Source organism: Isoptericola jiangsuensis, from assembly GCF_048320105.1.
GTDB lineage: Bacteria > Actinomycetota > Actinomycetes > Actinomycetales > Cellulomonadaceae > Isoptericola > Isoptericola jiangsuensis_A.
This window is the reverse complement of sequence record NZ_CP182942.1, coordinates 1-26,593: the sequence shown is the minus strand read 5'-3', so window position 1 is coordinate 26,593 and position 26,593 is coordinate 1. Positions and strand designations below refer to the sequence as shown.

General features: G+C 68.6%; 17 protein-coding genes and 3 rRNA genes. 2 read left to right on the top strand and 18 right to left on the bottom strand.

Annotation, left to right across the window (positions count from 1 at the left end; genetic code table 11):
* Window positions 1–19: 19 nt before the first annotated feature.
* The gene (cimA, locus tag ACNHYB_RS00100) at window positions 20–1,675 is read right to left on the bottom strand and encodes a citramalate synthase (protein ID WP_418276363.1); all 1,656 of its coding nucleotides are present in this window, start codon (window positions 1,673–1,675) and stop codon (window positions 20–22) included.
* A 307-nt stretch (window positions 1,676–1,982) separates the two neighbouring features.
* On the opposite strand from cimA, the gene ACNHYB_RS00095 reads away from it, so the two are divergent.
* A complete protein-coding gene (locus ACNHYB_RS00095) occupies window positions 1,983–2,519 on the top strand; it encodes a hypothetical protein (protein ID WP_418276362.1) in 537 nt (178 codons plus the stop codon).
* A 113-nt stretch (window positions 2,520–2,632) separates the two neighbouring features.
* On the opposite strand, the gene ACNHYB_RS00090 is transcribed toward ACNHYB_RS00095, so the two are convergent.
* The 10 genes from ACNHYB_RS00090 to ACNHYB_RS00045 all read right to left on the bottom strand — a co-directional run bounded on the left by ACNHYB_RS00090 (window position 2,633) and on the right by ACNHYB_RS00045 (window position 15,325).
* A complete protein-coding gene (locus ACNHYB_RS00090) occupies window positions 2,633–3,763 on the bottom strand; it encodes a branched-chain amino acid aminotransferase (RefSeq protein WP_418276361.1) in 1,131 nt (376 codons plus the stop codon).
* A 157-nt stretch (window positions 3,764–3,920) separates the two neighbouring features.
* Entirely contained in the window at window positions 3,921–4,964 is a 1,044-nt protein-coding gene (locus ACNHYB_RS00085; protein ID WP_418276360.1) for a 3-isopropylmalate dehydrogenase, read from the bottom strand.
* 77 nt (window positions 4,965–5,041) lie between these two features.
* A complete protein-coding gene (locus tag ACNHYB_RS00080) occupies window positions 5,042–5,602 on the bottom strand; it encodes an ASCH domain-containing protein (RefSeq protein WP_418276359.1) in 561 nt (186 codons plus the stop codon).
* A 192-nt stretch (window positions 5,603–5,794) separates the two neighbouring features.
* Complete coding sequence (ilvC, locus tag ACNHYB_RS00075; protein ID WP_418276358.1) at window positions 5,795–6,823, bottom strand: ketol-acid reductoisomerase; 1,029 nt, start codon at window positions 6,821–6,823, stop codon at window positions 5,795–5,797.
* A 77-nt stretch (window positions 6,824–6,900) separates the two neighbouring features.
* On the bottom strand, window positions 6,901–7,422 hold the full coding sequence (gene ilvN, locus ACNHYB_RS00070; protein ID WP_418276357.1) for an acetolactate synthase small subunit: 522 nt from the start codon (window positions 7,420–7,422) through the stop codon (window positions 6,901–6,903).
* A 4-nt stretch (window positions 7,423–7,426) separates the two neighbouring features.
* The gene (locus tag ACNHYB_RS00065) at window positions 7,427–9,250 is read right to left on the bottom strand and encodes an acetolactate synthase large subunit (RefSeq protein WP_418276356.1); all 1,824 of its coding nucleotides are present in this window, start codon (window positions 9,248–9,250) and stop codon (window positions 7,427–7,429) included.
* Between the two features lie 274 nt (window positions 9,251–9,524).
* Window positions 9,525–9,848: a 4a-hydroxytetrahydrobiopterin dehydratase gene (locus tag ACNHYB_RS00060; protein WP_418276355.1), complete on the bottom strand. Its 324-nt coding sequence runs from the start codon at window positions 9,846–9,848 to the stop codon at window positions 9,525–9,527.
* 169 nt (window positions 9,849–10,017) lie between these two features.
* The gene (ilvD, locus tag ACNHYB_RS00055) at window positions 10,018–11,736 is read right to left on the bottom strand and encodes a dihydroxy-acid dehydratase (RefSeq protein ID WP_418276354.1); all 1,719 of its coding nucleotides are present in this window, start codon (window positions 11,734–11,736) and stop codon (window positions 10,018–10,020) included.
* A gap of 67 nt (window positions 11,737–11,803) precedes the next feature.
* A complete protein-coding gene (gene ilvD, locus ACNHYB_RS00050; protein WP_418276353.1) occupies window positions 11,804–13,666 on the bottom strand; it encodes a dihydroxy-acid dehydratase in 1,863 nt (620 codons plus the stop codon).
* A 138-nt stretch (window positions 13,667–13,804) separates the two neighbouring features.
* Window positions 13,805–15,325, bottom strand: coding sequence for a peptide MFS transporter (locus tag ACNHYB_RS00045; RefSeq protein WP_418276352.1), 1,521 nt, complete (start codon window positions 15,323–15,325; stop codon window positions 13,805–13,807).
* 138 nt (window positions 15,326–15,463) lie between these two features.
* Here ACNHYB_RS00045 and ACNHYB_RS00040 point away from each other — a divergent pair, with 138 nt between their 5' ends.
* Complete coding sequence (locus ACNHYB_RS00040) at window positions 15,464–16,831, top strand: cryptochrome/photolyase family protein (RefSeq protein WP_418277952.1); 1,368 nt, start codon at window positions 15,464–15,466, stop codon at window positions 16,829–16,831.
* Window positions 16,832–16,844: 13 nt separating this feature from the next.
* On the opposite strand, the gene ACNHYB_RS00035 is transcribed toward ACNHYB_RS00040, so the two are convergent.
* From ACNHYB_RS00035 to ACNHYB_RS00005, 7 genes are all read right to left on the bottom strand, one after another.
* On the bottom strand, window positions 16,845–17,426 hold the full coding sequence (locus tag ACNHYB_RS00035; RefSeq protein WP_418276351.1) for a GNAT family N-acetyltransferase: 582 nt from the start codon (window positions 17,424–17,426) through the stop codon (window positions 16,845–16,847).
* Window positions 17,426–18,925 carry an Asp-tRNA(Asn)/Glu-tRNA(Gln) amidotransferase subunit GatB gene (gene gatB / locus ACNHYB_RS00030; protein WP_418276350.1) on the bottom strand — a complete coding sequence of 500 codons (1,500 nt, stop codon included), beginning with the start codon at window positions 18,923–18,925 and terminating at the stop codon, window positions 17,426–17,428. The genes ACNHYB_RS00035 and gatB overlap by 1 nt, the downstream gene beginning before the upstream one ends.
* 16 nt (window positions 18,926–18,941) lie before the next feature.
* On the bottom strand, window positions 18,942–20,447 hold the full coding sequence (gene gatA, locus ACNHYB_RS00025; RefSeq protein ID WP_418276349.1) for an Asp-tRNA(Asn)/Glu-tRNA(Gln) amidotransferase subunit GatA: 1,506 nt from the start codon (window positions 20,445–20,447) through the stop codon (window positions 18,942–18,944).
* A 1-nt stretch (window position 20,448) separates the two neighbouring features.
* Window positions 20,449–20,745 (bottom strand): Asp-tRNA(Asn)/Glu-tRNA(Gln) amidotransferase subunit GatC, encoded by a 297-nt coding sequence (gatC, locus tag ACNHYB_RS00020; protein WP_418276348.1) that lies wholly within the window; start codon window positions 20,743–20,745, stop codon window positions 20,449–20,451.
* A gap of 221 nt (window positions 20,746–20,966) precedes the next feature.
* A 5S ribosomal RNA gene (gene rrf / locus ACNHYB_RS00015) occupies window positions 20,967–21,083 on the bottom strand.
* Between the two features lie 144 nt (window positions 21,084–21,227).
* Window positions 21,228–24,342: ribosomal RNA gene (locus tag ACNHYB_RS00010) — 23S ribosomal RNA — on the bottom strand.
* 510 nt (window positions 24,343–24,852) lie between these two features.
* Window positions 24,853–26,376, bottom strand: a 16S ribosomal RNA gene (locus tag ACNHYB_RS00005).
* The 16S, 23S and 5S rRNA genes sit together here, the layout of an rRNA operon.
* Window positions 26,377–26,593 lie beyond the last annotated feature (217 nt).

Genomic DNA, 26,593 nt, shown 5'->3' with positions numbered 1-26,593 from the left:
GGCCGGTGACGAGCGCCGGTCAGCGCGGCTCGATCCCGGCGTGCAGCAGCCCGTAGACGTGGGCGTCGATGAGCGCCTCCCAGGCGGCCTCGATGATGTTGGGTCCGACGCCGACCGTCGACCAGTTGTGCTGCCCGTCGGTCGTCTCGACCAGCACGCGCGTCGTCGCGTCGGTGCCGTGCTCGGCATCCAGGATGCGCACCTTGAAGTCGACGAGGTCGAACTTCTCGATCGTGGGGTACACCCGCGTCAGGGCGTGCCGCAGCGCCTGGTCGAGCGCGTTGACGGGGCCGTTGCCCTCCCCCGTGACCACGATGCGGTCGCCGCCGGCGCGCAGCTTCACGGTCGCCTCCGCGACGGCGTCCGCGTCCCGACGGTCCGCGTTCGGCACGCTGCCCCGCGATCCACCCGTCGTCTCGACGATGGCGCGCCACGACTCGATCTGGAAGTAGTGGGGACGCGACCCGGTGAGCTCCTCGCGCAGGATCAGCTCGAACGAGGCGTCCGCGGCGTCGAAGGTGTAGCCGCGGGCCTCGGCGTCCTTGACCCGGTTGGTGACCCGGGTCAGCAGCTCGCCCTGACCGGCGAGGTCGAACCCGAGCTCGCGCCCCTTCAGCTCGATCGAGGCACGCCCCGCCATGTCGGAGACGAGCATGCGCATGTCGTTGCCGACCACGACCGGGTCGATGTGCTGGTAGAGGTCCGGGTCGACCTTGATGGCACTGGCGTGCAGCCCGGCCTTGTGCGCGAACGCGCTGGCCCCGACGTACGGCTGACGCGCGTGGGGTGCGATGTTGGTGATCTCCGCGACGGCGTGGGCGATGCGGGTCGACTCGGCGAGCCCGTCACCGGCCAGCGTCGACCGACCGTGCTTCAGGGCCAGGTTCGCGACCACGGTGAGCAGGTCGACGTTGCCGGTCCGCTCGCCGTAGCCGTTGACGGTGCCCTGCACGTGGGCGGCGCCCGCCTCGACGGCGGCGAGCGTGTTCGCGACGGCGCACCCCGAGTCGTTGTGGGCGTGCATGCCCAGGAGCGGGTCGCCCGCGACGGCGTCGACGCCGTGCGGCAGCCCGAGGCTCTCGCGCAGCTCGGCCACGATCTGGACGACCCACGACGGCAGCATGCCGCCGTTGGTGTCGCACAGGGCCACCACCTCGGCGCCCGCCTCGAAGGCGGTCCGGACCGCCGCCGTCGTGAAGTCCTTGTCGAAGCGGTAGCCGTCGAAGAAGTGCTCGGCGTCGACGACCACGCGGCGTCCTTCGCCCGCGAGGAACTCCACCGTGTCGCGGATCATCGCCAGGCCCTCGTCCGGGGACGTGCGCAGGGCCCGTTCGACGTGCCGCACGTCCGACTTCGCGACCAGCGTGACCACGGGCGCCTCGGAGTCGAGCAGGGCGCGGACCTGCGGGTCCTCCCAGGCACGGCTGCCCGCCTTGCGCGTCGAGCCGAACGCGGCCAGCACGGCGTGGCGCAGGTCGAGCTCCTTGGCGGCGCGGCGGAAGAACTCGGTGTCCTTGGGGATCGCGCCCGGCCAGCCGCCCTCGATGAAGCCCACCCCGAGCTCGTCCAGGAGCGGGGCGATCGCCAGCTTGTCGGCGACGGAGAGGTTCATCCCCTCCTGCTGCGCGCCGTCGCGCAGGGTGGTGTCGTACACGTGGAACGGGGCGGTGACCATCGGTGGCTCCCCTGGGGGCTGAGGCGAGAACTGGTTCGGCACAACAAAAAAGACCTTCCGGGTACGGAAGGTCTGCGCGTCCGGTCTGGTGGGCCGGACGCGCTAGCTAATGATGAAGCGGCGCAGGTGGTCGCGATTCATGCGTGACATCGTGCCACACGATCCAGGACGCGTCACGACCCGTCCGTACCGCGGACCTCACGACGCGTCGTGGCAGGTCGGCCGCCACCGTGCCGTCACGGTCGCGGTGGGACGAAATTCGTGGTCGGGTAGGAACCGCGAGAACCGGACACCCAAGGAGGCCCTCATGAGCGGCTCGATGCAGCCCTACGACCCGGTGGACCCCGGTGATCCGACGCAGCCGCCGAGCATCACGCCCGGCGCCGCCCCCGGTGCCACACCGGTGGGCTCCTCGCCGCAGGACCCGGCAGCACCCTCACGTCCTCGCCTCGACGCAGGACGCTACTGGAGAGGGGTCGCGGTGACAGCCCTGGTCTCGGCGCTGCTCGGCTTCGCGGCCGCAGTGATCCTGGGCGAGGTGTTCGACCTCGACATCGGCGCCGACTCCGCGCCCGTCACCTGGACGCTGACGGCCGGGTTCTTCGCCCTCCTCGCCGGCGTCGTGCTCTACCTGCTGGTGCTCGGCGCCCCCCGTCCGCGGATGTTCTTCGGGTGGCTGGTGACGATCGCCACCCTCATCCTCGCCGTCCTGCCGTTCACGGCCTCCGAGATCACCGTGGAGTCCGTGCTCACCGCCCTCGCCTGGGTCGTGCTCGGCATCGCGGTCTACTCCATGACGGCGGGCGTCCTGAGCCGGACGCTCGTGCCGGGCCGCCGGCTCTGACCCGGTACGCACGAGGGGCACCGCGACGTCGTCGCGGTGCCCCTCGTGCGTGCGGCGCCGAGCCGGCTCGCTCAGGCCGGCTCGCTCAGGCCGGCTCGCTCAGGCCGGCTCGCTCAGGCCAGGCGGCGCAGCCAGCCGTGCCGGTCCTCGACGCGGCCGTACTGGATGTCCGTGAGCTCGGTGCGGATCGCCATCGTCAGCTCCCCCGGCTCCCCGTCGCCGACGGTGTGGTCGAACGTGCCGCCGGCCAGCCGCCCGATCGGCGTGACGACCGCCGCGGTCCCGCACGCGAAGATCTCCCGGACCTTCCCGCTCGCCAGCCCGTCCACGACCTCGGCCAGCGGGATGCGGCGCTCCACGACCTCACGCCCGTGGTCGGCGGCGAGCTGCAGGATGGAGGATCGTGTCACACCCTCGAGGATCGAGCCGGTCAGCTCCGGGGTGTGCACCGCACCGTCGTCCGTGACCACGAAGACGTTCATGCCCCCGAGCTCCTCGAGGAAGGAGTTCGTCGCGGAGTCCAGGAAGCAGACCTGGTCGCACCCGTTCTCCTGCGCCTCGGTCTGCGGCAGCAGGCTCGCGGCGTAGTTGCCCCCGCACTTCGCGTCGCCGGTGCCGCCGGGACCGGCCCGGTGGTAGTCCTGGGAGACCCAGATCGACACCGGCTTGACCCCGCCGGCGAAGTACGGGCCCACCGGGGAGGCGATGCACAGGTACTCGACCTCGGTCGCGGGCCGCACACCCAGGAACGCCTCGGAGGCGAACATGAAGGGACGCAGGTAGAGGCTGGAGTCCTCGCCCCCGGGCACCCAGGGCAGGTCCGTCCGCACCAGCGCGGCGATCGAGCCGACGAAGTCGTCGACGCTCAGCGGCGGCAGCGCCAACCGGTGGGCGGACCGGGCGAACCGGGCAGCGTTGGCGGCGGGCCGGAAGGTCCAGACCGAGCCGTCGGCGTGCTTGTACGCCTTCATCCCCTCGAAGATCTCCTGCGCGTAGTGCAGGACGGCGGTCGCCGGGTCGAGCAGCAGCGGGCCGTACTTCTCGATGCGGCGATCGATCCACCCGGTGTCCTTGCGCCAGGTGATACGGGCCATGTGGTCCGTGAAGACCGTGCCGAAGCGCGGCGCGGCGAGCGCGGCCTCGCGCTCGTCGTCCGGCGTCGGGGAGTCGGTCGGGGTCACGTCGAAGAGCTTCACGAGGTCCTCCAGCTCAGCAGGGAGGATGTCGTGCGAGGTCGTGGTCATGTTCGCAGGGCCTTTCACCGGGATGACCACTGTAGTTTTCCACGTCTTGCGGACCTACGGGCCCGCACGGGCGCGTCCACCACACGGCCGTCCCGGAACGTCGAGCTCGGGGAGGGTCGGCAGGGGGCGACGACCGTGGTCGGGCGTGGCGGGCTCGTCAGCCGGCGACGCGGGCTGCGAGCTCGCGCCCGACCTCGGCCGTCGACCGTACTCGCCCACCCCGCTCGGCGAGGTCGGCGGCGACCGCGGCCTCGACCCTCTGGGCCTCGGCGGCGAGTCCCAGGTGGTCCAGCAGCAGCGACACGGAGAGCACGGTGGCGGTCGGGTCGGCCTTGCCCTGGCCCGCGATGTCCGGCGCGGAGCCGTGCACGGGCTCGAACATCGACGGCGCCGTGCGGTCCGGGTTGATGTTCGCCGACGCGGCCAGGCCGATGCCGCCGGTGATCGCGGCCGCCTGGTCGGTGAGGATGTCGCCGAACAGGTTGTCCGTGACGATGACGTCGAAGCGCGACGGGTTGGTCGTCAGGAAGATCGTCGCGGCGTCGACGTGCAGGTAGTCCGTGGTCACGTCGGGGAAGTCGGCGTTGACGGCCTCGACCGTGCGGCGCCACAGGTGACCGGCGTTGACGAGCACGTTGTGCTTGTGCACCAGCGTGAGGTGCTTGCGCTCGCGGGCCTGGGCACGGGCGAAGGCGTCACGGACGACGCGCTCGACACCGAAGGCGGTGTTGACGGAGACCTCGGTGGCGATCTCGTGCGGGGTGCCGGTGCGCACCGACCCGCCGTTGCCGACGTACGGGCCCTCGGTGCCCTCGCGCACGACGACGAAGTCGACGTCGCCGGGGTTCGCCAGCGGGCTGGTGACCCCCTCGTAGAGCTTGCCCGGGCGCAGGTTCACGTAGTGGTCGAGCGCGAAGCGCAGCTTGAGCAGCAGTCCGCGCTCGAGCACGCCGGACGGCACGGACGGGTCACCGATGGCGCCGAGCAGGATCGCGTCGTGCGCCTTGATGCGCTCGAGGTCGCCGTCGGTCAGCGTCTCGCCGGTGGCGTGCCAGCGACGCGCACCCAGGTCGAACTCGGTGGTGGAGAACTTCACGTCCGAGCCGGCCACGGCCGCCTCGAGGACGGCGAGACCCTGCTCGACGACCTCGGTTCCGATACCGTCACCTGCGACCACTGCGAGATCGATGTTGCGCGTCATGGGCCGAGCCTACGCTCCCCCGGTCAGGATACGGGACACCCGTCTCACGATGTGAGCGCGCCTCCGTCAGGCGGGGATCACTCCGAGTAGAGCACCGTGAACCGCTCGCACACCACCGGCATCGACGTGTCGAACTCGTGCCCCGTGGCCTCCAGGGTGCGGCGCCAGTAGGTCTCGTGGCCCTCTCGCCACGACTCCAGGCTGAGGTCGCCCTCACCCTCCAGCCGCGCGTGCTCGGCGGTGACCTCGTCGAAGGCCACCGTCTCGACCAGGTCCGTCCGGATCAGCGCCCGCGGCTCGCCCGCGCCGTCGAGCACGATCGCCAGGTCCCCCTTGCGCGGCAGCGGCTCCCCCGCGTGCTCGAACTCCCACAGCGCGCTCGCCGTCGCGGACTTCGTCCCGGCGAGCACCAGACCGATCAGCTCGTCCGCGAGCAGCGACGAGTCGCCGAACGCCCACGCCGGCGGCGGCACGACGTTCTCCGAGCTCTCGCCGATCGCCCCGCCGTGGCTCGTGCGCCCCGCCTTGGGACGCGCGTTGTCCCAGAAGCGGGTGATGCTGTCGGCCTGCTGGGTGTCGTCCACCGTCGGACCGGGCGCGTCCTGCCAGGTGCCGCCTGACGTCTCGTCGTCGCTCATGCGCCACATCCTGCCACTGCCAGGGACGATCCGCTCCGACCCCGGCCGGGAACCCGTCGGCGCGGCACCGCCCTGGACCCTGGGGCGCCACGGGGCACGAACCGTCGCGACCGGTGGACGGACGTACGCGCGGCCGCCGCCCCGGGGTCGGGGCGACGGCCGCGCGCGTCGTTCGCTGACGGAGGGTGGTTGTCAGCGAGCGGCGCTGCCCTCCTGGTAGTCGGAGTCAGCGGGCTTGATCCACGCGAACATCTTGCGCAGCTCGCGGCCGGTGGTCTCGATGGGGTGCGCCTCGCCCTTGGCGCGCAGCTCGGTGAACTCCGGGGCGCCGGCGTCCTGGTCGGCGATGAAGCGCTCCGCGAAGGCACCCGACTGGATGTCCGCGAGCACGGCCTTCATGTTCTCCTTGACCTCGGGAGAGATCACGCGCGGGCCGGAGACGTAGTCGCCGTACTCGGCGGTGTCGGAGACGGACCAGCGCTGCTTGGCGATCCCGCCCTCGACCATGAGGTCGACGATGAGCTTGAGCTCGTGCAGGACCTCGAAGTAGGCGACCTCGGGCTGGTAGCCGGCCTCGGTGAGGACCTCGAAGCCGTACTGGACGAGCTGCGAGGCGCCACCGCACAGGACGGCCTGCTCGCCGAACAGGTCGGTCTCGGTCTCCTCGGTGAAGGTGGTCTTGATGCCACCGGCACGCAGACCGCCGATGCCCGCGGCGTAGGACAGCGCGAGCTCCCAGGCGGCACCGGACGCGTCCTGCTCGACGGCGACGATCACGGGCACGCCGCGACCGTCGACGTACTCGCGGCGGACCAGGTGACCCGGGCCCTTCGGGGCGACCATGATGACGTCGTGGCCGGGCTCCGGCTTGATGTAGCCGAAGCGGATGTTGAAGCCGTGGCCGAAGACGAGCGCGGCACCCTCGTTGAGGTTCGGGGCGATCTGGTCGCGGTAGAGGTCGCGCTGGCTCTGGTCGGGGGCCAGGATCACGACGACGTCGGCCTCCTTGACCGCGTCCGCGACCGTCAGGACGCGCAGGCCCTGGTCGGCGGCCTTGGCGGCCGAGGCGGAGCCCTCGCGCAGGCCGACGCGGACGTCGACGCCGGAGTCGCGCAGGTTCAGCGCGTGGGCGTGGCCCTGGCTGCCGTAGCCGATGACGGCGACCTTGCGCTGCTGGATGATGGACAGGTCGGCGGCGTCCTCGTAGAACATCTCAGCCACGGTGGTGCTCCTCTTTCTTCAGGGGTCTTGCGTCGGGGTGATTGTGACAGGCGTTGCGGGGCGGGTGCGCGGGCGTCTCAGGCGCTGCGCACGCGCTCCAGCGCCCGGTCTGTGATGGATCGTGACCCGCGCCCGACGGCGAGGGTCCCGGACTTGACGATCTCACGGACGCCGAAGGGCTCCAGCGCCGCCAGGAGCGCGTCGAGCTTCGCGCCGGTGCCCGTGGCCTCGACGACCACGGTGTCGGGGACCACGTCGACGACGTGGGCGCGGAAGAGGTTGACGACCTCCAGCACGCCGGCACGGTTCGAGGCGTCGGCGCGGACCTTGACCAGCAGCAGCTCGCGCTGCACGGAGGACTCGGCGTCGAGCTCGACGATCTTGATGACGTGCACGAGCTTGTTGAGCTGCTTGGTCACCTGCTCCAGCGGGTGCTCGTCGACGTCGACCACGACGGTGATCCGCGAGATCTCCGGGTGCTCCGTCGGACCGACGGCCAGCGACTGGATGTTGAACGCGCGGCGGGCGAACAGGCCCGCGACCCGCGTCAGCACGCCCGGCTTGTCCTCGACCAGGACGGACAGGGTGTGACGGCTCATCGGCTCAGTCCTCTCGTTCCCAGGCGGGCGAGATGCCACGCGCGTACTGGATGTCGTCGTTGCTGACCCCCGCGGCGACCATCGGCCACACCATGGCGTCGCGGGAGACGGTGAAGTCGACGACGACGGGTCGGTCGTCCACCTCGTTCGCCCGCTTGATGGCGTCGTCGACCTCGGACTCGTGCTCGACGCGGATGCCGAGGCAGCCGTAGGCGTCCGCCAGCTTGACGAAGTCGGGGATGCGCACCGTGCCGTGGCCGGTGTGCAGGTCGGTGTTGGAGTAGCGCTCGTTGTAGAACAGGGTCTGCCACTGGCGGACCATGCCGAGCGAGCTGTTGTTGATCAGCGCCACCTTGATGGGGATGTCGTTGATCGCGCAGGTGGCCAGCTCCTGGTTGGTCATCTGGAAGCAGCCGTCGCCGTCGATCGCCCAGACGTCGCGGTCGGGCGCGCCGACCTTGGCACCCATCGCGGCCGGCACCGAGTACCCCATGGTGCCCAGGCCGCCGGAGTTGATCCAGGTGTTGGGCCGCTCGTAGCGGATGAACTGCGCCGCCCACATCTGGTGCTGGCCGACGCCCGCGACGTAGATCGCGTCCGGGCCGACGACCTCGCCGAGCCGGGAGATGACGTGCTGCGGGGCGAGGTGACCGTCGGCGGTCGAGGTGAAGCCGAGCGGGTAGGTCTCGCGCCAGGTGTCGATCTGCTTCCACCAGGCCTCGACGTCGGGCTTGCCGACGGTGGCGTGCTCGGCCTCCAGCGCGGGCACGAGGTCGGTGATGACCTCGCGCAGGTCGCCGACGATGGGCACGTCCACGGCACGGTTCTTGCCGATCTCGGCCGGGTCGATGTCGGCGTGCACGATCGCGGCGTGCGGCGCGAAGCTGGAGAGCTTGCCCGTCACGCGGTCGTCGAAGCGCGCACCCAGTGCGACGACGAGGTCGGCCTTCTGCAGCGCGGCGACGGCGGGCACGGTGCCGTGCATGCCGGGCATGCCGAGGTTCTGGGGGTGGGAGTCGGGCACCGCGCCGCGAGCCATCAGCGTGGTCACGACGGCCGCGCCGGAGACGTCCACCAGGCGGCGCAGGGCCTTCGAGGCACCGGCCCGGATGACGCCACCGCCGACGTAGAGCACGGGGCGCCGGGCCGTGGCCAGCAGCTTCGCGGCCTCGCGGATCTGCTTGGCGTGCGGCTTGGTGACGGGGTGGTACCCGGGCAGCGCCATCTCCTGCGGCCAGGAGAACGTGGTGGGTGCGGTCATCGCGGACTTCGCGATGTCGACGAGCACCGGACCGGGGCGCCCGGTCGAGGCGATGTGGAAGGCCTCGGCGATGGTGCGCGGGATCTCGGCGGGGTCGGTGACCAGGTAGGAGTGCTTGGTGATCGGCATCGTGATGCCGACGATGTCCGCCTCCTGGAACGCGTCGGTCCCGATCGCCGGCGCGGCGACCTGCCCCGTGATGGCGACCATGGGGATCGAGTCCATGTTCGCGTCGGCGATCGGCGTGACGAGGTTCGTGGCGCCGGGGCCCGACGTCGCCATGGTGACGCCGACCTTTCCGGTCGCGTGGGCGTAGCCGGACGCCGCGTGGCCACCGCCCTGCTCGTGGCGCACCAGGATGTGGCGGAGCTTGGCGGAGTCCATCAGCGGGTCGTACGTCGGCAGGATCGCACCGCCGGGGATCCCGAAGACGGTCTCGGCACCCACCGCCTCGAGCGAGCGCACGATCGACTGCGCGCCCGTGACCTGCTCGGACACGACCGGCTCGACCATGCGTGAGGGTGTGCGCGCTGCCACCTGGGCGGGTGTCGGGTTCGGCTGGCCCATCGGTCTCTCCTGCCGCTCGATCGGGTGTCGAAAGGGAATCTGTGCAATGAAAAACCCCTCGGTCCCGGATGCTGCGGGGACTGACGAGGGGTGAGCGCGCTGACGAAGCCCGGGCGTGGCCTCAGCCGGCGCGCTCAGGAAGTACTACGAGAAGGATCGTCTGCACGTGATGCACGTTACGCCGCCGCCGCGTGGATGTCACGCCACGGTTCGATCGTCCCAGATGCTGGGACGCGGTCTCGCCTCACCGGCGGGCGCCGGGGAAGCCGGCGTCTCAGGAGTCCTCGTCCGCGGGGTCCGCCGGGATGTCGAGCTCCCGTGCCGCGTCGCTGATCTGCGCGGCCAAGGTCGCGTCCCGCGCGCTCAACCCTCCGACGTCGTGCGAGGTGATCCGCACCGTCACCGTGCCGTAGCGCAGGTCCACGTCGGGGTGGTGGTCCGCGGCGTCGGCGAGCTCGCCGATCGCGTCCACGAGCTGCACCCCCGTCGCGAACGATCCCGTGCCGAACACGGTGCGGGCCGCCTCGTCCACCACGTGCCAGTCCGCGACGCCGTCGCTCTGGCGGAACTGCTCGGCCGTGATCCGGTCGTCGGTCATCTGGTCTCCTCCGCTCGGCACCCCACGTCGTCACCGTCCACGATGCCGTGCCCAGGCCCGGCTCGCTCCCCGACGGCGCCCGCGACGCTCACGCCGTCGGCGCGGGCACCACGTCGGTCCTTGCCGTGCCGACTTCTCACAGGCACGGTACCGACCGGCCCGGTCCGTCTCATTCCAGGACGGCGCCCCGCGAGGCCGACTGCACGAGCTTGGCGTACTTCGCGAGCACCCCGCGGGTGTACCGGGGCGGCAAGGGCGCCCAGCCCTCGCGGCGGGCGGCGAGCTCGTCGTCGTCCACGAGCAGGTCGAGCGTCTTGTTCGCGACGTCGAGGCGGATGCGGTCACCGTCGCGCACGTACGCGACGGGTCCGCCGTCGACCGCCTCGGGCGCGACGTGCCCGACGCACAGGCCGGTCGTGCCGCCGGAGAACCGCCCGTCGGTGAGCAGCAGGACGGTCTTGCCGAGCCCGGCGCCCTTGATCGCGCCGGTGATCGCGAGCATCTCGCGCATGCCCGGGCCCCCCTTGGGGCCCTCGTAGCGGATGACGACGACGTCGCCGTCGGTGATGGTGCCGTCCTCCAGCGCGTCCAGGGCCGCGCGCTCGCGCTCGAACACCCGCGCGGTGCCCTCGAAGACGTCGGTGTCGAACCCCGCGGACTTCACGACGGCGCCCTCGGGGGCGAGCGACCCGTGCAGGATCGTGATGCCGCCCGTGGGGTGGATGGGGCGGTCGAGCGCGCGCAGGATCTTGCCGTCCGGGTCGGGCGGGGCGATGTCGGCGAGGTTCTCGGCGACGGTGCGGCCCGTGACGGTCAGCGCGTCGCCGTGAAGCAGGCCGGCGTCGAGCAGCGCCTTCATCACCACGGGCACCCCGCCGATGCGGTCGACGTCGTACATGACGTAGCGGCCGAACGGCTTGAGGTCGCCGAGGTGCGGGACCCGGTCGGCGACGCGGGAGAAGTCGTCGAGCGTGAGCTCGACCTCCGCCTCGTGGGCGATGGCGAGCAGGTGCAGTACCGCGTTGGTGGACCCGCCGAACGCCATGACGACGGCGATCGCGTTCTCGAACGCCTCCTTCGTCATGATGTCCCGCGCGGTGATGCCGCGGCGCAGCAGCTCGACCACGGCCTCCCCGGAGCGGACGGCGAACATGTCGCGCCGACGGTCCGCCGACGGCGGCGCCGCCGACCCGGGCAGGGACATCCCCATCGCCTCGGCGACCGACGCCATGGTGTTCGCGGTGTACATCCCGCCGCAGGCACCCTCGCCGGGACAGATCGCGCGTTCGATGCGGTCGACGTCCTCACGGCTCATCAGCCCGCGGGAGCAGGCGCCCACCGCCTCGAAGGCGTCGATGAGGGTGACGTCCTTCTCCGTGCCGTCCGACAGCTTCACCCAGCCCGGCATGATCGACCCGGCGTAGAGGAACACGCTCGCCAGGTCGAGCCGGGCGGCGGCCATCAGCATCCCGGGCAGGGACTTGTCGCAGCCGGCGAGCAGCACCGAGCCGTCCAGGCGCTCCGCCTGCATCACCGTCTCCACCGAGTCGGCGATGACGTCCCGGCTCACGAGCGAGAAGTGCATCCCCTCGTGGCCCATCGAGATGCCGTCCGAGACGGAGATGGTGCCGAACTGCAGCGGGTACCCGCCGCCGGCGTGCACCCCGTTCTTCACGCCCGCGGCCAACCGGTCCAACGAGAGGTTGCAGGGGGTGATCTCGTTCCACGAGCTCGCGACACCGATCTGCGGCTTCGCGAAGTCCTCGTCGCCGAGGCCGACGGCGCGCAGCATCCCGCGTGCGGCCGTCGCCTCCAACCCGTCGGTGACCTGACGGGAGCGCGGCTTGAGGTCCGGTGTCGTTCCTGGTGCGGCGGCGTCGGAAGTCATGTGCCCCAGGCTAGGTCCGACGACGGCGTCCGGCCTGGTGGACCGGCCACGCGCCGCCCCGGCTCCCTCAGCGGCGAGCGATGAGCGACACGTCGCGGACGGCTCCGCGGTCCGCGGACGTCGCCATCGCGGCGTACGCCTGCAGCGCCGGGGAGACGTAGCGGTCCCGGTCGACCGGCTGCCACGGGTTCTCCCGGGCCTCCATCTTGGCGCGACGCTCGGCGAGCACCTCGTCGCTCACGTTGACGCGAAGAAGGCGGGTGTCGACGTCGATCTCGATCTCGTCGCCGTCCTCGATGAGCCCGATCGTGCCGCCCGCGGCGGCCTCCGGCGAGATGTGGCCGATCGAGATGCCGCTGGACCCGCCGGAGAACCGGCCGTCCGTGATGAGCGCGCAGACCTTGCCCAGGCCGCGGCCCTTGATGAACGACGTCGGGTAGAGCATCTCCTGCATGCCCGGGCCGCCCGCCGGACCCTCGTAGCGCACGACCACGACGTGGCCGGGCTCGACCTGCTTGGTGAGGATCTTCTCGACGGCCTCGTCCTGCGACTCGCAGACGAGGGCCCTGCCCACGAAGTGGAAGACGTCGGGGTCGACGCCGGCGGTCTTGAACACGGCGCCGTCCTCGGCGAGGTTGCCGCGCAGCACCGCCAGGCCGCCCTCGACCGTGTAGGCGTGCTCCAGGTCGCGGATGCAGCCCTCGGCGGCGTCGGTGTCGAGCGACTCCCAGCGGTTCGACGTCGAGAACGCCTGCGTGGTGCGCACGCCACCGGGCGCCGCGTGGAACAGCTCGACCGCGCGGTCGGTCGCCCTGCCGCCCCGGACGTCCCAGTCGTCGAGCCACGCGCGCAGGGTGGGCGTGTGCACCGAGGTGACGTCGTGGTCGAGCAGCCCGGCCCGGTCGAGCTCACCGAGGAGGGCGGGGATGCCGCCCGCGCGGTGGACGTCCTCCATGTGGAAGTCCGGGTGGTTGGGCGCGACCTTCGACAGGCACGGCACCTGGCGGCTGATGCGCTCGATGTCGGTGAGGTCGAAGTCGATCTCACCCTCCTGCGCGGCGGCCAGGACGTGCAGCACGGTGTTGGTCGAGCCGCCCATCGCGACGTCGAGCGCCATGGCGTTGCCGAAGGCGGCCTTCGTCGCGATGTTGCGCGGGGCGGCCGAGTCGTCCTCGTCCTCGTAGTAGCGGCGTGCGAGGTCGACGATGGTGCGGCCGGCCTCGAGGAAGAGCTCCTTGCGTGCGGCGTGGGTGGCCAGCGTCGATCCGTTGCCGGGCAGGGAGAGCCCGAGGGCCTCGGTGAGGCAGTTCATCGAGTTCGCGGTGAACATCCCGGAGCACGAGCCGCACGTGGGGCACGCGTTCTCCTCCACCTGCGCGAGCGCCGCGTCCGAGACGTTGTCGTCGGCCGCGTAGTTGATCGCGTTGATGAGGTTCAGGCTGGTCTTCGCGACGCCGTCGGCGACGATCGCCTTGCCGGCCTCCATCGGCCCGCCCGAGACGAAGATGACGGGGATGTTCAGGCGCAGCGCGGCGTTGAGCATGCCGGGCGTGATCTTGTCGCAGTTGGAGATGCACACCAGGGCGTCGGCGCAGTGCGCGTTGACCATGTACTCCACGGAGTCGGCGATGAGGTCGCGGCTGGGCAGCGAGTAGAGCATCCCGGCGTGGCCCATCGCGATGCCGTCGTCGACGGCGATGGTGTTGAACTCCTTCGAGACGCCACCCGCCTCCTTGATCGCGGACGCGACCAGGTCGCCCATGTCCTTGAGGTGGACGTGCCCCGGGACGAACTGGGTGTAGGAGTTCGCGATGGCGATGATCGGCTTGCCGAAGTCCTCCGAGCCCATGCCGGTCGCGCGCCAGAGGGCTCGGGCGCCGGACATGTTGCGGCCGTGGGTGGACGTTCGGGAACGGAGCGGGCGACTCATGCGCACACGATAGACCTCGCCCGCACCAGGGCGGACCAGGAGTCTGCACAGCGGACGCCGATCGCCGGCGACGGCTGCTCGTGCGCGACGTCGACGGCCGCCCTGCCCTGTCGGAGCGTGGCGAGACGGCCCGTCGTCTCACTCGCCGGCGGTCCGGGTCCCTTCCATCTCGTCCGCGTGACGGATGTGCCGGGTCACCCACGGGGCCAGCAGCAGGAGCAGACCGGCGAACACGAGCGTGACGACACCGATCCAACCGAAGTAGGCCGTGTCGGACGCGCCCTCGGTCGCCTGGATCGTCTGGGCCGTGATCGCCTGCCCTGCCGCCGAGGCGAGGAACCACAGCGCCATCGCCTGCCCACGGAAGGCCCGCGGAGCCAGCAGGGTGGTCGCCGCGATGCCGACGGGCGACAGGCACAGCTCGCCGAGCGTCTGGACGACGTACACGGTGATGAGCACCCACGGAGAGGCCAACGAGTCACCGACGAACGCGGAGGCCGCGGCGAGGAAGATGAAGGACAGCGCTGCGAGCGCCAGCCCCATGACGAACTTGTACGCCGTCGGCGGCCGGTCGTGGGTCTTCGTCCAGATCCAGGCGAACACCGGAGCCAGGATGATGATGGTCAGCGGGTTGATCGACTGGAAGAACGCCGGCTGCAGGTCGACGCCGAAGAGCTCGAGGTCGGTGCGGTTCTTGGCGAACGTCGCCAGGGTCGTGGCGGCCTGCTCGAAGATCATCCAGAAGAGCATCGCCGCGACGAACAGGGGGATGTAGGCGAGGATGCGTGGCCGTTCGGCATCGGTGACCCGGGGCGACCGGTACATCACGGTCAGCAGCACCACCGGTGTCACCAGGGCGAGGTAGGAGGTGGCGTCGATGAAGGTCGTCACGCCCCACTCGCCCGAGAGCAGCACCGCCAGGAGGGTCGCGACGACGATCGCGCCCGCCACCATCAAGCCGAGACGGATCACCGCCGGCCGGTCCTGCGGGGTGATCGGGTTCGGGACGTCCGTGCCCGCCTTGCCCAGGTAGCGGTAGCCGCCGACGAAGAACACCAGTGCGATCGCCATGCCGACGGCCGCAACCGAGAAGCCGGCGTGGTAGCCCCACGCCTCGGACACCGCCCCCACGACGATCGGCGAGAAGAACGACCCGAGGTTGATCCCCATGTAGAAGATCGAGAACGCGGGGTCGCGCCGCGGGTCGTCGCGGGCGTACAGCTCGCCCACCATGGAGGACACGTTGGGCTTGAGCAGCCCGGTGCCGAACGCCACCAGGGCGATGCCGATCATCGAGGCCGCGTAGGTCGGCACGGTGAGCGCCAGGTGCCCCGCGGCGATGATGATGCCGCCGTAGAGCACGGAGCGTCGGGCGCCCGCGACGCGGTCGGCGAACCATCCGCCGACGATGGACAGCAGGTAGACCGAGGTGCCGTAGATGGCGACGAACGCCTCGCCCGTCGTCTCGTCCATCGCCAGTCCGCCGTTGGCGGTCGTGTCGACGAGGTAGTACAGGAGGATGGCACGCATGCCGTAGTAGCTGAACCGCTCCCACATCTCCGTGGTCGCCAGCGTCATGAGTCCGCGGGGATGGCCGAAGAACGCGCGGTCGCCGTCGTGCTGCGGGCGGGGCTCCGGTACCGCTGCCTGCTCGGTCATGTCCCAAACTTTGACACCGGTGCGCCGTCCTTGCGACCGGACGACCGTGCCCCGGCGCGCGGCCGGGTCACGGCCGCCGGGCCCCGTCGGGCGCCGTCGGGCACGCGCCCCTACGGTGGCCGGGTGCCGACGACCGTGATGTGGTTCCGCCGCGACCTGAGACTTGCCGACAACCCTGCCCTGGTGGCGGCCGTGGAGGCGGCCCGCGCCGACGGGCACGAGGTCGTGGGACTCTACGTGCTCGACGACGTGCTGTGGTCGCGGGCGGGCACCAACCGGCTGGCCTACCTGCGTGCGTCGCTCGCGGCGCTGGACGAGGCCATGGGTGGCGCGCTCGCCGTCCGGCGCGGCGATGCCGCCGACGTCCTCCCCGGGGTCCTCCGGGAGGCCGGGGCGCGCGAGGTGCACGTCGCGGCCAGCCACGAACCGTACGGCCGGCGTCGGGACGAGCGCGTCAGGTCCGCTCTGGCCGCGCTCGACGTCCCGCTCGTGGCGACCGGGTCGGCGTACGCGGTCTCCCCGGGTCGGCTGCGCACCCGGGCCGGGTCGCCCTACCAGGTCTTCACCCCGTTCCGGTCCGCGTGGCTCGAGCACGGGTGGCGGGCACCGGCACCCCGCCCGCGATCGATCGGGTGGGCGTCGCTGCCTGGCGAGGAGCTCCCGGACCCTCCCCCCACGGACGCGACGCTGCCGACCGCCGGCGAGCACGCCGCACGACGGCGCTGGCACGAGTTCCTCGCCGACGGTCTCGCCGGCTACGACCAGCGTCGCGACCGCCCCGACGTCGACGGCACCTCGGCCATGTCGGTGCACCTGCGCTGGGGGGAGATCCACCCCCGCACGATGCTCGCGGACCTCGCCGTGGCGGTCGGCGAAGGTGTCCCGGCCGACGACGTCGCGTCGTTCCGCTCGGAGCTCGCCTGGCGGGAGTTCCACGCCGACGTGCTCCACCACTCCCCGGGCGCGCGGACCCGGTCCCTGCGCACCGTCGTCCCGCCGGACGCCTGGACCGTCGGCCCACAGGCCGAGGCGTGGTTCGACGCGTGGGCCCGTGGCCGCACCGGCTACCCGTTCGTGGACGCCGGGATGCGCCAGCTGCTGGCCACGGGGTGGATGCACAACCGGGTGCGCATGGTGGTGGCGTCGTTCCTCGTCAAGGACCTGCACGTCCGGTGGCAGCGGGGCGCCGAGCACTTCATGGCGCACCTCGTCGACGGCGACGTCTCCCAGAACCAGCTCAACTGGCAGTGGGTGGCGGGTACCGGGCACGACGCCGCCCCCTACTTCCGGATCTTCAACCCGGTCACGCAGGGGGCGAAGTTCGACCCGGACGGCCGCTACGTGCGCCGGTGGGTCCCCGAGCTGCGGGACATCGAGGGCGGGCGGGTGCACGAGCCGTGGAAGCTCGACACGCCGCCCGCCGGGTACCCCGCACCTCTCGTGGACCACCGGCACGAGCGCCAGGTCTCGTTGGACGACTTCCAGCGCGCTCGTGCCGGGCGGTGACCGCTGATCGCGGTCAGGACGCCGTGGACCGGAACTCGTCCTCGAGGATGCTCATGACGATCGCGTCCGCCCAGTCGTCCCCGTCCCGGTAGGCGTCCCGCAGGCGCCCCTCCTCGACGAAGCCGAGCGAGGCGTACAGCGCCTTGGCCCGCGGGTTGATGCTCAGCACGTCGAGGCTGACGCGGTGCAGCCGCAGTCCGCCGTCGGCGCGGGGGACGTCGAAGGCGAACCGCAGGACCTCCACGATGGCCTCCTGGCCGTACCCGCGCCCCCGGTAGTCGGGCAGCATCTGCAGGCGCAGCGTGGCCGACCGTGCCACGAGGTCCATGTCGTCGAGGACGATCTCGCCGATCAGCTCGTCGCTGACGAGCGCACCGTCGCGGACCGCGGACGGCGTGATGGCCCAGTCGTACCGGCCCTCACGATCGGCGATCGTGGCCGCCCAGTCGTCGACCTGAGCACGGGTGAACGACGTCGTCGTCCCCGTCAGGCGCATGCCTTCCGGGTCCCGCCGGGACTCCCAGATCCTGGCCGCGTCCCGTGCCTCGATGGCGCGCAGCCGCATCATCTCCCCGGTCAGGACCGGCGACCTCATCAGCCGATCCTCTCCAGCACGAGCTCACGGACCCGCTTGGCATCGGCCTGCCCCTTGGTGGCCTTCATGACCGCGCCGATGATCGCGCCGACGGGTCCCTGGTTGCCGGACCGGACCTTCTCGACGACGTCGGGCTGCGCGGCGAGCGCGGCGTCGATCGCCTCGAGCAGCGCGCCGTCGTCGGAGACGACCTCCAGGCCCCGCGCCACGACGACGGCCTCCGGGTCGCCCTCGCCGGCGAGCACGCCGTCGAGCACCTGACGCGCGATCTTGTCGTTGATGCGTCCGGAGTCGACCAGGCCCTGGAGCTCGCCGATCTGGGCAGGGGTGATGGCCAGCGCGGCCAGCTCGACCTCGTCCTGCTTGGCGCGGCGAGCCAGCTCGCCCATCCACCACTTGCGGGCCGCGGCCGGGCTGGAGCCCGCCGCCACGGTGGCCTCGATGAGGTCCAGCGCACCGGCGTTGACGACGTCGCGCATCTCGGCGTCGGCGTAGCCCCACTCGTCGTGGAGCCTGCGACGGCGGGCCTGCGGCAGCTCGGGGAGCGTGGCGCGGATCTCCTCGACCCACTCCCTGGACGGCTCGACCGGCACCAGGTCCGGCTCGGGGAAGTAGCGGTAGTCCTCCGCGTCGGACTTCACGCGGCCGGCCGAGGTGCTGCCGTCCTCCTCGTGGAAGTGGCGGGTCTCCTGGACGACCGTCCGGCCGGCGTCGAGGATCGCGGCCTGCCGCGAGACCTCGTACCGCACGGCCCGCTCGACCGAGCGGAACGAGTTCACGTTCTTGGTCTCCGTGCGGGTACCGAGCGGGGAGTCCGGGGTCGCGCGCAGCGAGAGGTTGACGTCGGCGCGGACGTTGCCGCGCTCCATCCGGGCCTCGGACACGTCCAGCACGCGGAAGATGTCCCGCAGGGCCTGCACGTAGGCGCGCGCCACCTCCGGCGCCCGCTCCCCCGCACCGGTGATCGGTCGCGTCACGATCTCCACCAGCGGGATCCCGGCACGGTTGTAGTCCACCAGCGAGTACTCCGCACCGTGGATGCGTCCGGCCGAACCACCCACGTGGGTGTTCTTGCCGGCGTCCTCCTCCATGTGCGCCCGCTCGATCTCGACCCGGTGCACGGTGCCGTCCTCGAGCTCGACGTCGAGCCAGCCGTCGAAGGCGATCGGCTCGTCGTACTGGGACGTCTGGAAGTTCTTCGGCACGTCGGGGTAGAAGTAGTTCTTCCGCGCGAACCGGCACGACTCGGCGATCTGGCAGTTGAGCGCCAGACCGATCCGGATGGCGTACTCCACGGCCTTGCCGTTGACGACCGGCAGCGCACCCGGCAGCCCGAGGCTCACCGGCGTCGTCTGGGTGTTGGGCTCCGCGCCGAACGAGGCCTCCGCCGCGCAGAACATCTTCGTGCGGGTGCCGAGCTCGACGTGCACCTCGATGCCGAGCACCGGGTCGTAGCGTCGGACCGCGTCGGCGTAGTCGACCAGCTGGGTCACAGTCATCTCCTTCGTGGGTCCGTCAGCCGAGCTCGGGCGCGCGGTCGAGCAGGGGGCCGCCCCAGGCGTTCTCGAGCGCTGCCTCCAGGGCGGCGCCCACCCGGTACAGGCGGTCGTCGGCCTTCGCGGGCGCGAGGATCTGGAACCCGACGGGCAGTCCGTCGTCGGACAGGCCGTTCGGGATCGACATGCCCGGGACGCCGGCGAGGTTCGCCGGGATCGTGGCGACGTCGTTCAGGTACATCGACAGCGGGTCGTCGAGCTTCTCGCCGAGCTTGAAGGCCGTGGTCGGTGCCGTCGGGGAGACCAGGACGTCGACCTGGTCGAACGCGGCCGCGAAATCCTGCTGGATCAGCGTGCGGACCTTCTGGGCGCTGCCGTAGTACGCGTCGTAGTAGCCCGCGGACAGCGCATAGGTGCCCAGGATGATGCGTCGCTTGACCTCGTCACCGAAGCCGGCCCCACGCGTGGCGGCCATGACGCGCTCGGCGGTCAGCGGCCCCTCGGAGGGCTCGACGCGCAGACCGAACCGCATGCCGTCGAACTTCGCCAGGTTGCTCGACGCCTCGGCCGGGAGGATCAGGTAGTAGGCGGCCAGCGCGTACTCGAAGTGCGGGCACGACACCTCGACGACCTCCGCGCCGGCGGCCCTCAGCAGGTCGAGCGACTCGTCGAACCGTGCCTGGACACCGGCCTGGTAGCCCTCGCCCTGGAGCTGGGTCACGACACCCACGCGCACCCCGGACAGATCACCCTGGGCGCCGGCGCGTGCCGCGTCGACCAGCGGCGGGAGCGGCTCGGGGATCGAGGTGGAGTCGCGCGGGTCGTGACCGCCGATGAGCTCGTGCAGGAGCGCGGAGTCCAGCACCGTGCGGGTCACCGGGCCCGCCTGGTCCAGACTGGAGGCGAGCGCGATGAGCCCGTAGCGCGAGACGCTGCCGTACGTGGGCTTGACGCCGACCGTGCCGGTCACGGCGCCGGGCTGCCGGATCGAACCACCCGTGTCGGTACCGATCGCCAGCGGCGCCGTGAAGGACGCGAGCGCTGCCGCCGAGCCGCCGCCCGAGCCACCCGGGATGCGCTCGAGGTCCCACGGGTTGTGGGTGTTGCCGTACGCGGAGTGCTCGGTGGAGGACCCCATCGCGAACTCGTCCATGTTGGTCTTGCCGAGGATCGGCAGGCCCGCAGCCTTGATCCGCTCCACCAGGGTCGCGTCGTAGGGCGGGATCCACCCCTCGAGGATCTTCGACCCGGCCGTCGAGGGGATGCCCTCGGTGACCACGACGTCCTTGACGGCGATCGGCACGCCGGCCAACGGGTGCAGCTCCTCACCGGCCGTGCGTCGTTCGTCGACGTCCCGTGCCGTGGCCAGCGCCTCGTCCGCGCTCACGTGGAGGTAGGCGTGCACAGCACCGTCGACGGCGGCGATGCGGTCGAGGTACGCCTGAGTGACCTCGACGCTCGAGACCTCTCCCGCACGCAGCTTCTCCGCCAGCGCGGCGGCGGACAGCCTGATCAGGTCCGTCATCTCACTCCTCCCCGAGGATCTGCGGCACGGTGAACCGTCCGTCGTGCGCGTCGGGGGCACCCGACAACGCCTGCTCGACCGTCAGAGGCTTCTGAGGAACGTCGTCGCGGAACACGTTGGACATCGGCAGGGGGTGGCTCGTCGCAGGGACGTCCGGCGTCGCGACCGCGCTCACCTGGGCGATGGACTCGACGATGACGTCGAGCTCACCGGCGAGCCGGTCCAGCTCGTCAGGGCGCAGGTCGATCCGAGCCAGCGCAGCGACGCGCGCGACCTCGTCACGGGAGATGGTGGACATGGTGCCAGTCTAAGGGCGCCCACCTGGGCGGCAGAACCCGCCACCGTGGTGCGGACGGCGACCCCGGAAGTTCTGTCGTCAGCGGGTCGGAACGGCCGGCGAGGGGCCCGGCGGGCGGCTCGGCTGCCCCAACGAGCCCATGGCCTTCGACCTGGCCACGTCGTGCCCGGAATGCAGCAAGGCCCCCCAACCGGTGGTTGGGGGGCCTTGTTGTGAATGGTGTCCGGCGGCGTCCTACTCTCCCACCCCGTCTCCAGGGCAGTACCATCGGCGCTGAAGGGCTAAGCTTCCGGGTTCGGTATGGGACCGGGCGTTTCCCCTTCGCTGTGACCGCCGTAACGTTGTCGAGTTGTTCGGGTTTCCCCCCTTGTTGTGGTGGCTGGTGGCTGGTGTCAACGGGTGTGTTGACGGCCTGGCCGGCCTGGGGGGGGTGGTGCCCGTTTCTCGGGAACCGCACAGTGGACGCGTAGCATGTTTTGTGGTGTGTGAAGTTGTTGGCTGATTAGTACCGGTCAGCTGCGACAGTCTTTGGTCCTGTCTTCCACTTCCGGCCTATCTACCCAGTGGTCTAGCTGGGTGCCTTCACCCCTCGAGGGGGATGGAAACCTCATCTTGAAGCAGGCTTCCCGCTTAGATGCTTTCAGCGGTTATCCCTTCCGAACGTAGCGAACCAGCGGTGCTCCTGGCGGAACAACTGGCATACCAGAGGTTCGTCCGTCCCGGTCCTCTCGTACTAGGGACAGCCCTTCTCAAGTTTCCTGCGCGCGCAGCGGATAGGGACCGAACTGTCTCACGACGTTCTAAACCCAGCTCGCGTGCCGCTTTAATGGGCGAACAGCCCAACCCTTGGGACCTACTCCAGCCCCAGGATGCGACGAGCCGACATCGAGGTGCCAAACCATCCCGTCGATATGGACTCTTGGGGAAGATCAGCCTGTTATCCCCGGGGTACCTTTTATCCGTTGAGCGACGGCGCTTCCACAAGCCACCGCCGGATCACTAGTTCCGACTTTCGTCCCTGCTCGACCTGTCGGTCTCACAGTCAAGCTCCCTTGTGCACTTGCACTCGACACCTGATTGCCAACCAGGCTGAGGGAACCTTTGAGCGCCTCCGTTACATTTTGGGAGGCAACCGCCCCAGTTAAACTACCCACCAGGCACTGTCCCTGGTCCGGATCACGGACCGAGGTTAGATGGTCGATGCGGTCAGAGTGGTATTTCAACGGCGACTCCACTCGCGCTGGCGCGCGGGTTTCATAGTCTCCCACCTATCCTACACAAACCGCACCGAACACCAATACCAAGCTATAGTAAAGGTCCCGGGGTCTTTCCGTCCTGCTGCGCGTAACGAGCATCTTTACTCGTAGTGCAATTTCGCCGAGTTCGTGGTTGAGACAGCGGAGAAGTCGTTACGCCATTCGTGCAGGTCGGAACTTACCCGACAAGGAATTTCGCTACCTTAGGATGGTTATAGTTACCACCGCCGTTTACTGGGGCTTAAATTCTGGGCTTCGCCGAAGCTGACCCGTCCTCTTAACCTTCCAGCACCGGGCAGGCGTCAGTCCGTATACATCGTCTTGCGACTTCGCACGGACCTGTGTTTTTAGTAAACAGTCGCTTCTCCCTGGTCTCTGCGGCCCTCACCGCTTCCCCCAGCAAGTGGGTTCACGGATCAGGCCCCCCTTCTCCCGAAGTTACGGGGGCATTTTGCCGAGTTCCTTAACCACGATTCTCTCGATCGCCTTAGTATTCTCTACCTGACCACCTGAGTCGGTTTGGGGTACGGGCGGCTAGAACCTCGCGTCGAGGCTTTTCTTGGCAGCATAGGATCACCCAGTTCCCCCGTACGGGTTCTCTGTCAGCTCTCACCCTTGATGCTCTGCGGATTTGCCTACAGAGCGGGCTACAGCCTTGGACGTGGACTACCATCGCCACGCCGGGCTACCTTCCTGCGTCACCCCTGTTAATACGCTTACCTACTACCGGTTTGGGTCGCACGCCGCCACGTCAGGTGTCACCCGAAGGTGACGGTTGACGTCTTGGGGTGCTGAGCATCACCGGGCTCGGTATGGGCGGTTCTTCGCCGGTAGGAGAATATCAACTCCTTGTCCATCGACTACGCCTGTCGGCCTCGCCTTAGGTCCCGACTTACCCAGGGCGGATTAGCCTGGCCCTGGAACCCTTGGTCATTCGGCGGACGGGTTTCTCACCCGTCATTCGCTACTCATGCCTGCATTCTCACTCGTGTAGTCTCCACCGCTGGATCACTCCGCGGCTTCACTGCCCACACGACGCTCCCCTACCCACCCACACTCCTGAACACACCTCAAGGATGTGCTGGGATATTGTGTGAGTGCCACGGCTTCGGCGGTGTACTTGAGCCCCGCTACATTGTCGGCGCGGAATCACTTGACCAGTGAGCTATTACGCACTCTTTCAAGGGTGGCTGCTTCTAAGCCAACCTCCTGGTTGTCTGTGCAACTCCACATCCTTTCCCACTGAGCACACGCTTAGGGGCCTTAGCCGGTGGTCTGGGCTGTTTCCCTCTCGACTACGAAGCTTATCCCCCGCAGTCTCACTGCCACGCTCTGGCTTACCGGCATTCGGAGTTTGGTTGACGTCAGTAACCTGGTGGGGCCCATCGGCCATCCAGTAGCTCTACCTCCGGTAAGGAACGCGTGACGCTGCACCTAAATGCATTTCGGGGAGAACCAGCTATCACGAAGTTTGATTGGCCTTTCACCCCTAACCACAGGTCATCCCCTCAGTTTTCAACCTAAGTGGGTTCGGTCCTCCACGCCGTCTTACCGGCGCTTCAACCTGCCCATGGCTAGATCACTTCGCTTCGGGTCTAGACCCGGCGACTGTATCGCCCTATTCGGACTCGCTTTCGCTACGGCTTCCCCACACGGGTTAACCTCGCCACCGAGCACTAACTCGCAGGCTCATTCTTCAAAAGGCACGCCGTCACCCCTGCTAGGGAGGCTCCGACGGATTGTAGGCACACGGTTTCAGGTACTATTTCACTCCCCTCCCGGGGTACTTTTCACCTTTCCCTCACGGTACTGGTCCGCTATCGGTCACTAGGTAGTATTTAGGCTTAGCAAGTGGTCTTGCCAGATTCACACGAGATTTCTCGGGCCCCGTGCTACTTGGGATCCCCTCCACCAGGCCGCACCATTTCGTCTACGGGACTCACACCCTCTACGGTCCGCCTTTCAATGCGGTTCGACTATGACACGGCTTTCTTACTGGTCCCAGGACTGTCAGATCCTGAAAGAAGGTCCCACAACCCCGCACACGCAACGCCTGACAGCTTGACACGTGCACGGTTTGGCCTCATCCGCTTTCGCTCGCCACTACTCACGGAATATCTCTTCCTGCCGGTACTGAGATGTTTCACTTCCCGGCGTTCCCCCCTACACCCTATGTATTCAGATGCAGGTGACCCAACATGACTTGGGCCGGGTTCCCCCATTCGGACACCCTCGGATCACAGCTCGTTTGCCAGCTCCCCGAGGATTATCGCAGGCTACCACGTCCTTCTTCGGCTCCTAGTGCCAAGGCATCCACCGTGTGCCCTAAGAAACTTCGACACACTCTACAAAATTGCTACAGAAATCCAAGAAACAAGCACCCCCTCAAAGAAGAGGTGCCGCTTGAACATCTGAGATGCTCGCGTCCACTGTGCAGTTCTCAAGCAACGGACGAACCCGCCGGCCCCCGTGCCACCAACCCCGCGACCAGACCCCCTCCCCTCCAGGGAAGAGAACCCAGCACCAGGCGGTATGACACCAGCCGACGACCCGCGTCGTGAAACCCCCGACCATGGCCGGTTGCCTCAGGACCCAACAGTGTGCTCTCCCAGCCAACCCTGACACCGAGACCCGTTCCCACCAGCAGACCCCCGAAGGAACCCACCAGCTGTACTGGACGCCTCGACCACCAGGGCCGACCGTACGGTCAATGTTCCACCCAGAGCAGCCACCAGACACACGAACGGTGCCTCGAGCGGCCTGCATGGACCCCAGCTACCAGCCCCACCAGCAACCCACCCGAACGGGCGAGCACACGCCGACGAGACCACCAGGGCCACGTGCTCCTTAGAAAGGAGGTGATCCAGCCGCACCTTCCGGTACGGCTACCTTGTTACGACTTAGTCCCAATCGCCGGTCCCACCTTCGACCACTCCCCCCGGAAAACCGGTTGGGCCATGGGCTTCGGGTGTTACCAACTTTCGTGACTTGACGGGCGGTGTGTACAAGGCCCGGGAACGTATTCACCGCAGCGTTGCTGATCTGCGATTACTAGCGACTCCGACTTCATGGGGTCGAGTTGCAGACCCCAATCCGAACTGAGACCGGCTTTTTGGGATTCGCTCCACCTTACGGTATCGCAGCCCTCTGTACCGGCCATTGTAGCATGCGTGAAGCCCAAGACATAAGGGGCATGATGATTTGACGTCATCCCCGCCTTCCTCCGAGTTGACCCCGGCAGTCTCCCATGAGTCCCCGGCATAACCCGCTGGCAACATGGGACGAGGGTTGCGCTCGTTGCGGGACTTAACCCAACATCTCACGACACGAGCTGACGACAACCATGCACCACCTGTGCACCGACCTTGCGGAACAACCATCTCTGGAAGCGTCCGGTGCATGTCAAGCCTTGGTAAGGTTCTTCGCGTTGCATCGAATTAATCCGCATGCTCCGCCGCTTGTGCGGGCCCCCGTCAATTCCTTTGAGTTTTAGCCTTGCGGCCGTACTCCCCAGGCGGGGCACTTAATGCGTTAGCTGCGGCACGGAACTCGTGGAATGAGCCCCACACCTAGTGCCCAACGTTTACGGCATGGACTACCAGGGTATCTAATCCTGTTCGCTCCCCATGCTTTCGCTCCTCAGCGTCAGTTGCGGCCCAGAGACCTGCCTTCGCCATCGGTGTTCCTCCTGATATCTGCGCATTCCACCGCTACACCAGGAATTCCAGTCTCCCCTACCGCACTCTAGTCTGCCCGTACCCGATGCACGCCCCAGGTTGAGCCTGAGGTTTTCACACCAGACGCGACAAACCGCCTACGAGCTCTTTACGCCCAATAATTCCGGACAACGCTTGCGCCCTACGTATTACCGCGGCTGCTGGCACGTAGTTAGCCGGCGCTTCTTCTGCAGGTACCGTCAACCGAAGCCTTCTTCCCTGCTGAAAGAGGTTTACAACCCGAAGGCCGTCATCCCTCACGCGGCGTCGCTGCATCAGGCTTTCGCCCATTGTGCAATATTCCCCACTGCTGCCTCCCGTAGGAGTCTGGGCCGTGTCTCAGTCCCAGTGTGGCCGGTCGCCCTCTCAGGCCGGCTACCCGTCGACGCCTTGGTAGGCCATCACCCCACCAACAAGCTGATAGGCCGCGAGCCCATCCCCCACCGAAAAACTTTCCAACCCACACCATGCGATGCAGGCTCATATCCGGTATTAGACCCCGTTTCCAAGGCTTATCCCGAAGTGGAGGGCAGGTTGCTCACGTGTTACTCACCCGTTCGCCACTGATCCACCCAGCAAGCTGGGCTTCACCGTTCGACTTGCATGTGTTAAGCACGCCGCCAGCGTTCGTCCTGAGCCAGGATCAAACTCTCCGTAAAAGAGAGAAAACACCACAACACCCCGAAAGATGCGCGATGCCAATCGATACTGGCCAGACCAAACAAACTAGCAAAACTAGCTGTCCAATCTAGTCCAAAGGAACCAATAAGGTTCAAAATTTGGCATTGACTATCAAGCACACTGTTGAGTTCTCAAACAACCGACACACACCATCAGAAGCCAGAACAACCGTCCCGACCCCCTCCGGGGCAACCC

Bases quoted from the DNA above. Each gene is read 5' to 3' on its own strand.
- cimA (WP_418276363.1), bottom strand. From the start codon at position 1,675: ATGGTCACCGCCCCGTTCCACGTGTACGACACCACCCTGCGCGACGGC.
- ACNHYB_RS00095 (WP_418276362.1), top strand. From the start codon at position 1,983: ATGAGCGGCTCGATGCAGCCCTACGACCCGGTGGACCCCGGTGATCCG.
- ACNHYB_RS00090 (WP_418276361.1), bottom strand. From the start codon at position 3,763: ATGACCACGACCTCGCACGACATCCTCCCTGCTGAGCTGGAGGACCTC.
- ACNHYB_RS00085 (WP_418276360.1), bottom strand. From the start codon at position 4,964: ATGACGCGCAACATCGATCTCGCAGTGGTCGCAGGTGACGGTATCGGA.
- ACNHYB_RS00080 (WP_418276359.1), bottom strand. From the start codon at position 5,602: ATGAGCGACGACGAGACGTCAGGCGGCACCTGGCAGGACGCGCCCGGT.
- ilvN (WP_418276357.1), bottom strand. From the start codon at position 7,422: ATGAGCCGTCACACCCTGTCCGTCCTGGTCGAGGACAAGCCGGGCGTG.
- ACNHYB_RS00065 (WP_418276356.1), bottom strand. From the start codon at position 9,250: ATGGGCCAGCCGAACCCGACACCCGCCCAGGTGGCAGCGCGCACACCC.
- ACNHYB_RS00060 (WP_418276355.1), bottom strand. From the start codon at position 9,848: ATGACCGACGACCGGATCACGGCCGAGCAGTTCCGCCAGAGCGACGGC.
- ilvD (WP_418276354.1), bottom strand. From the start codon at position 11,736: ATGACTTCCGACGCCGCCGCACCAGGAACGACACCGGACCTCAAGCCG.
- ilvD (WP_418276353.1), bottom strand. From the start codon at position 13,666: ATGAGTCGCCCGCTCCGTTCCCGAACGTCCACCCACGGCCGCAACATG.
- ACNHYB_RS00045 (WP_418276352.1), bottom strand. From the start codon at position 15,325: ATGACCGAGCAGGCAGCGGTACCGGAGCCCCGCCCGCAGCACGACGGC.
- ACNHYB_RS00040 (WP_418277952.1), top strand. From the start codon at position 15,464: ATGTGGTTCCGCCGCGACCTGAGACTTGCCGACAACCCTGCCCTGGTG.
- ACNHYB_RS00035 (WP_418276351.1), bottom strand. From the start codon at position 17,426: ATGAGGTCGCCGGTCCTGACCGGGGAGATGATGCGGCTGCGCGCCATC.
- gatB (WP_418276350.1), bottom strand. From the start codon at position 18,925: ATGACTGTGACCCAGCTGGTCGACTACGCCGACGCGGTCCGACGCTAC.
- gatA (WP_418276349.1), bottom strand. From the start codon at position 20,447: ATGACGGACCTGATCAGGCTGTCCGCCGCCGCGCTGGCGGAGAAGCTG.
- gatC (WP_418276348.1), bottom strand. From the start codon at position 20,745: ATGTCCACCATCTCCCGTGACGAGGTCGCGCGCGTCGCTGCGCTGGCT.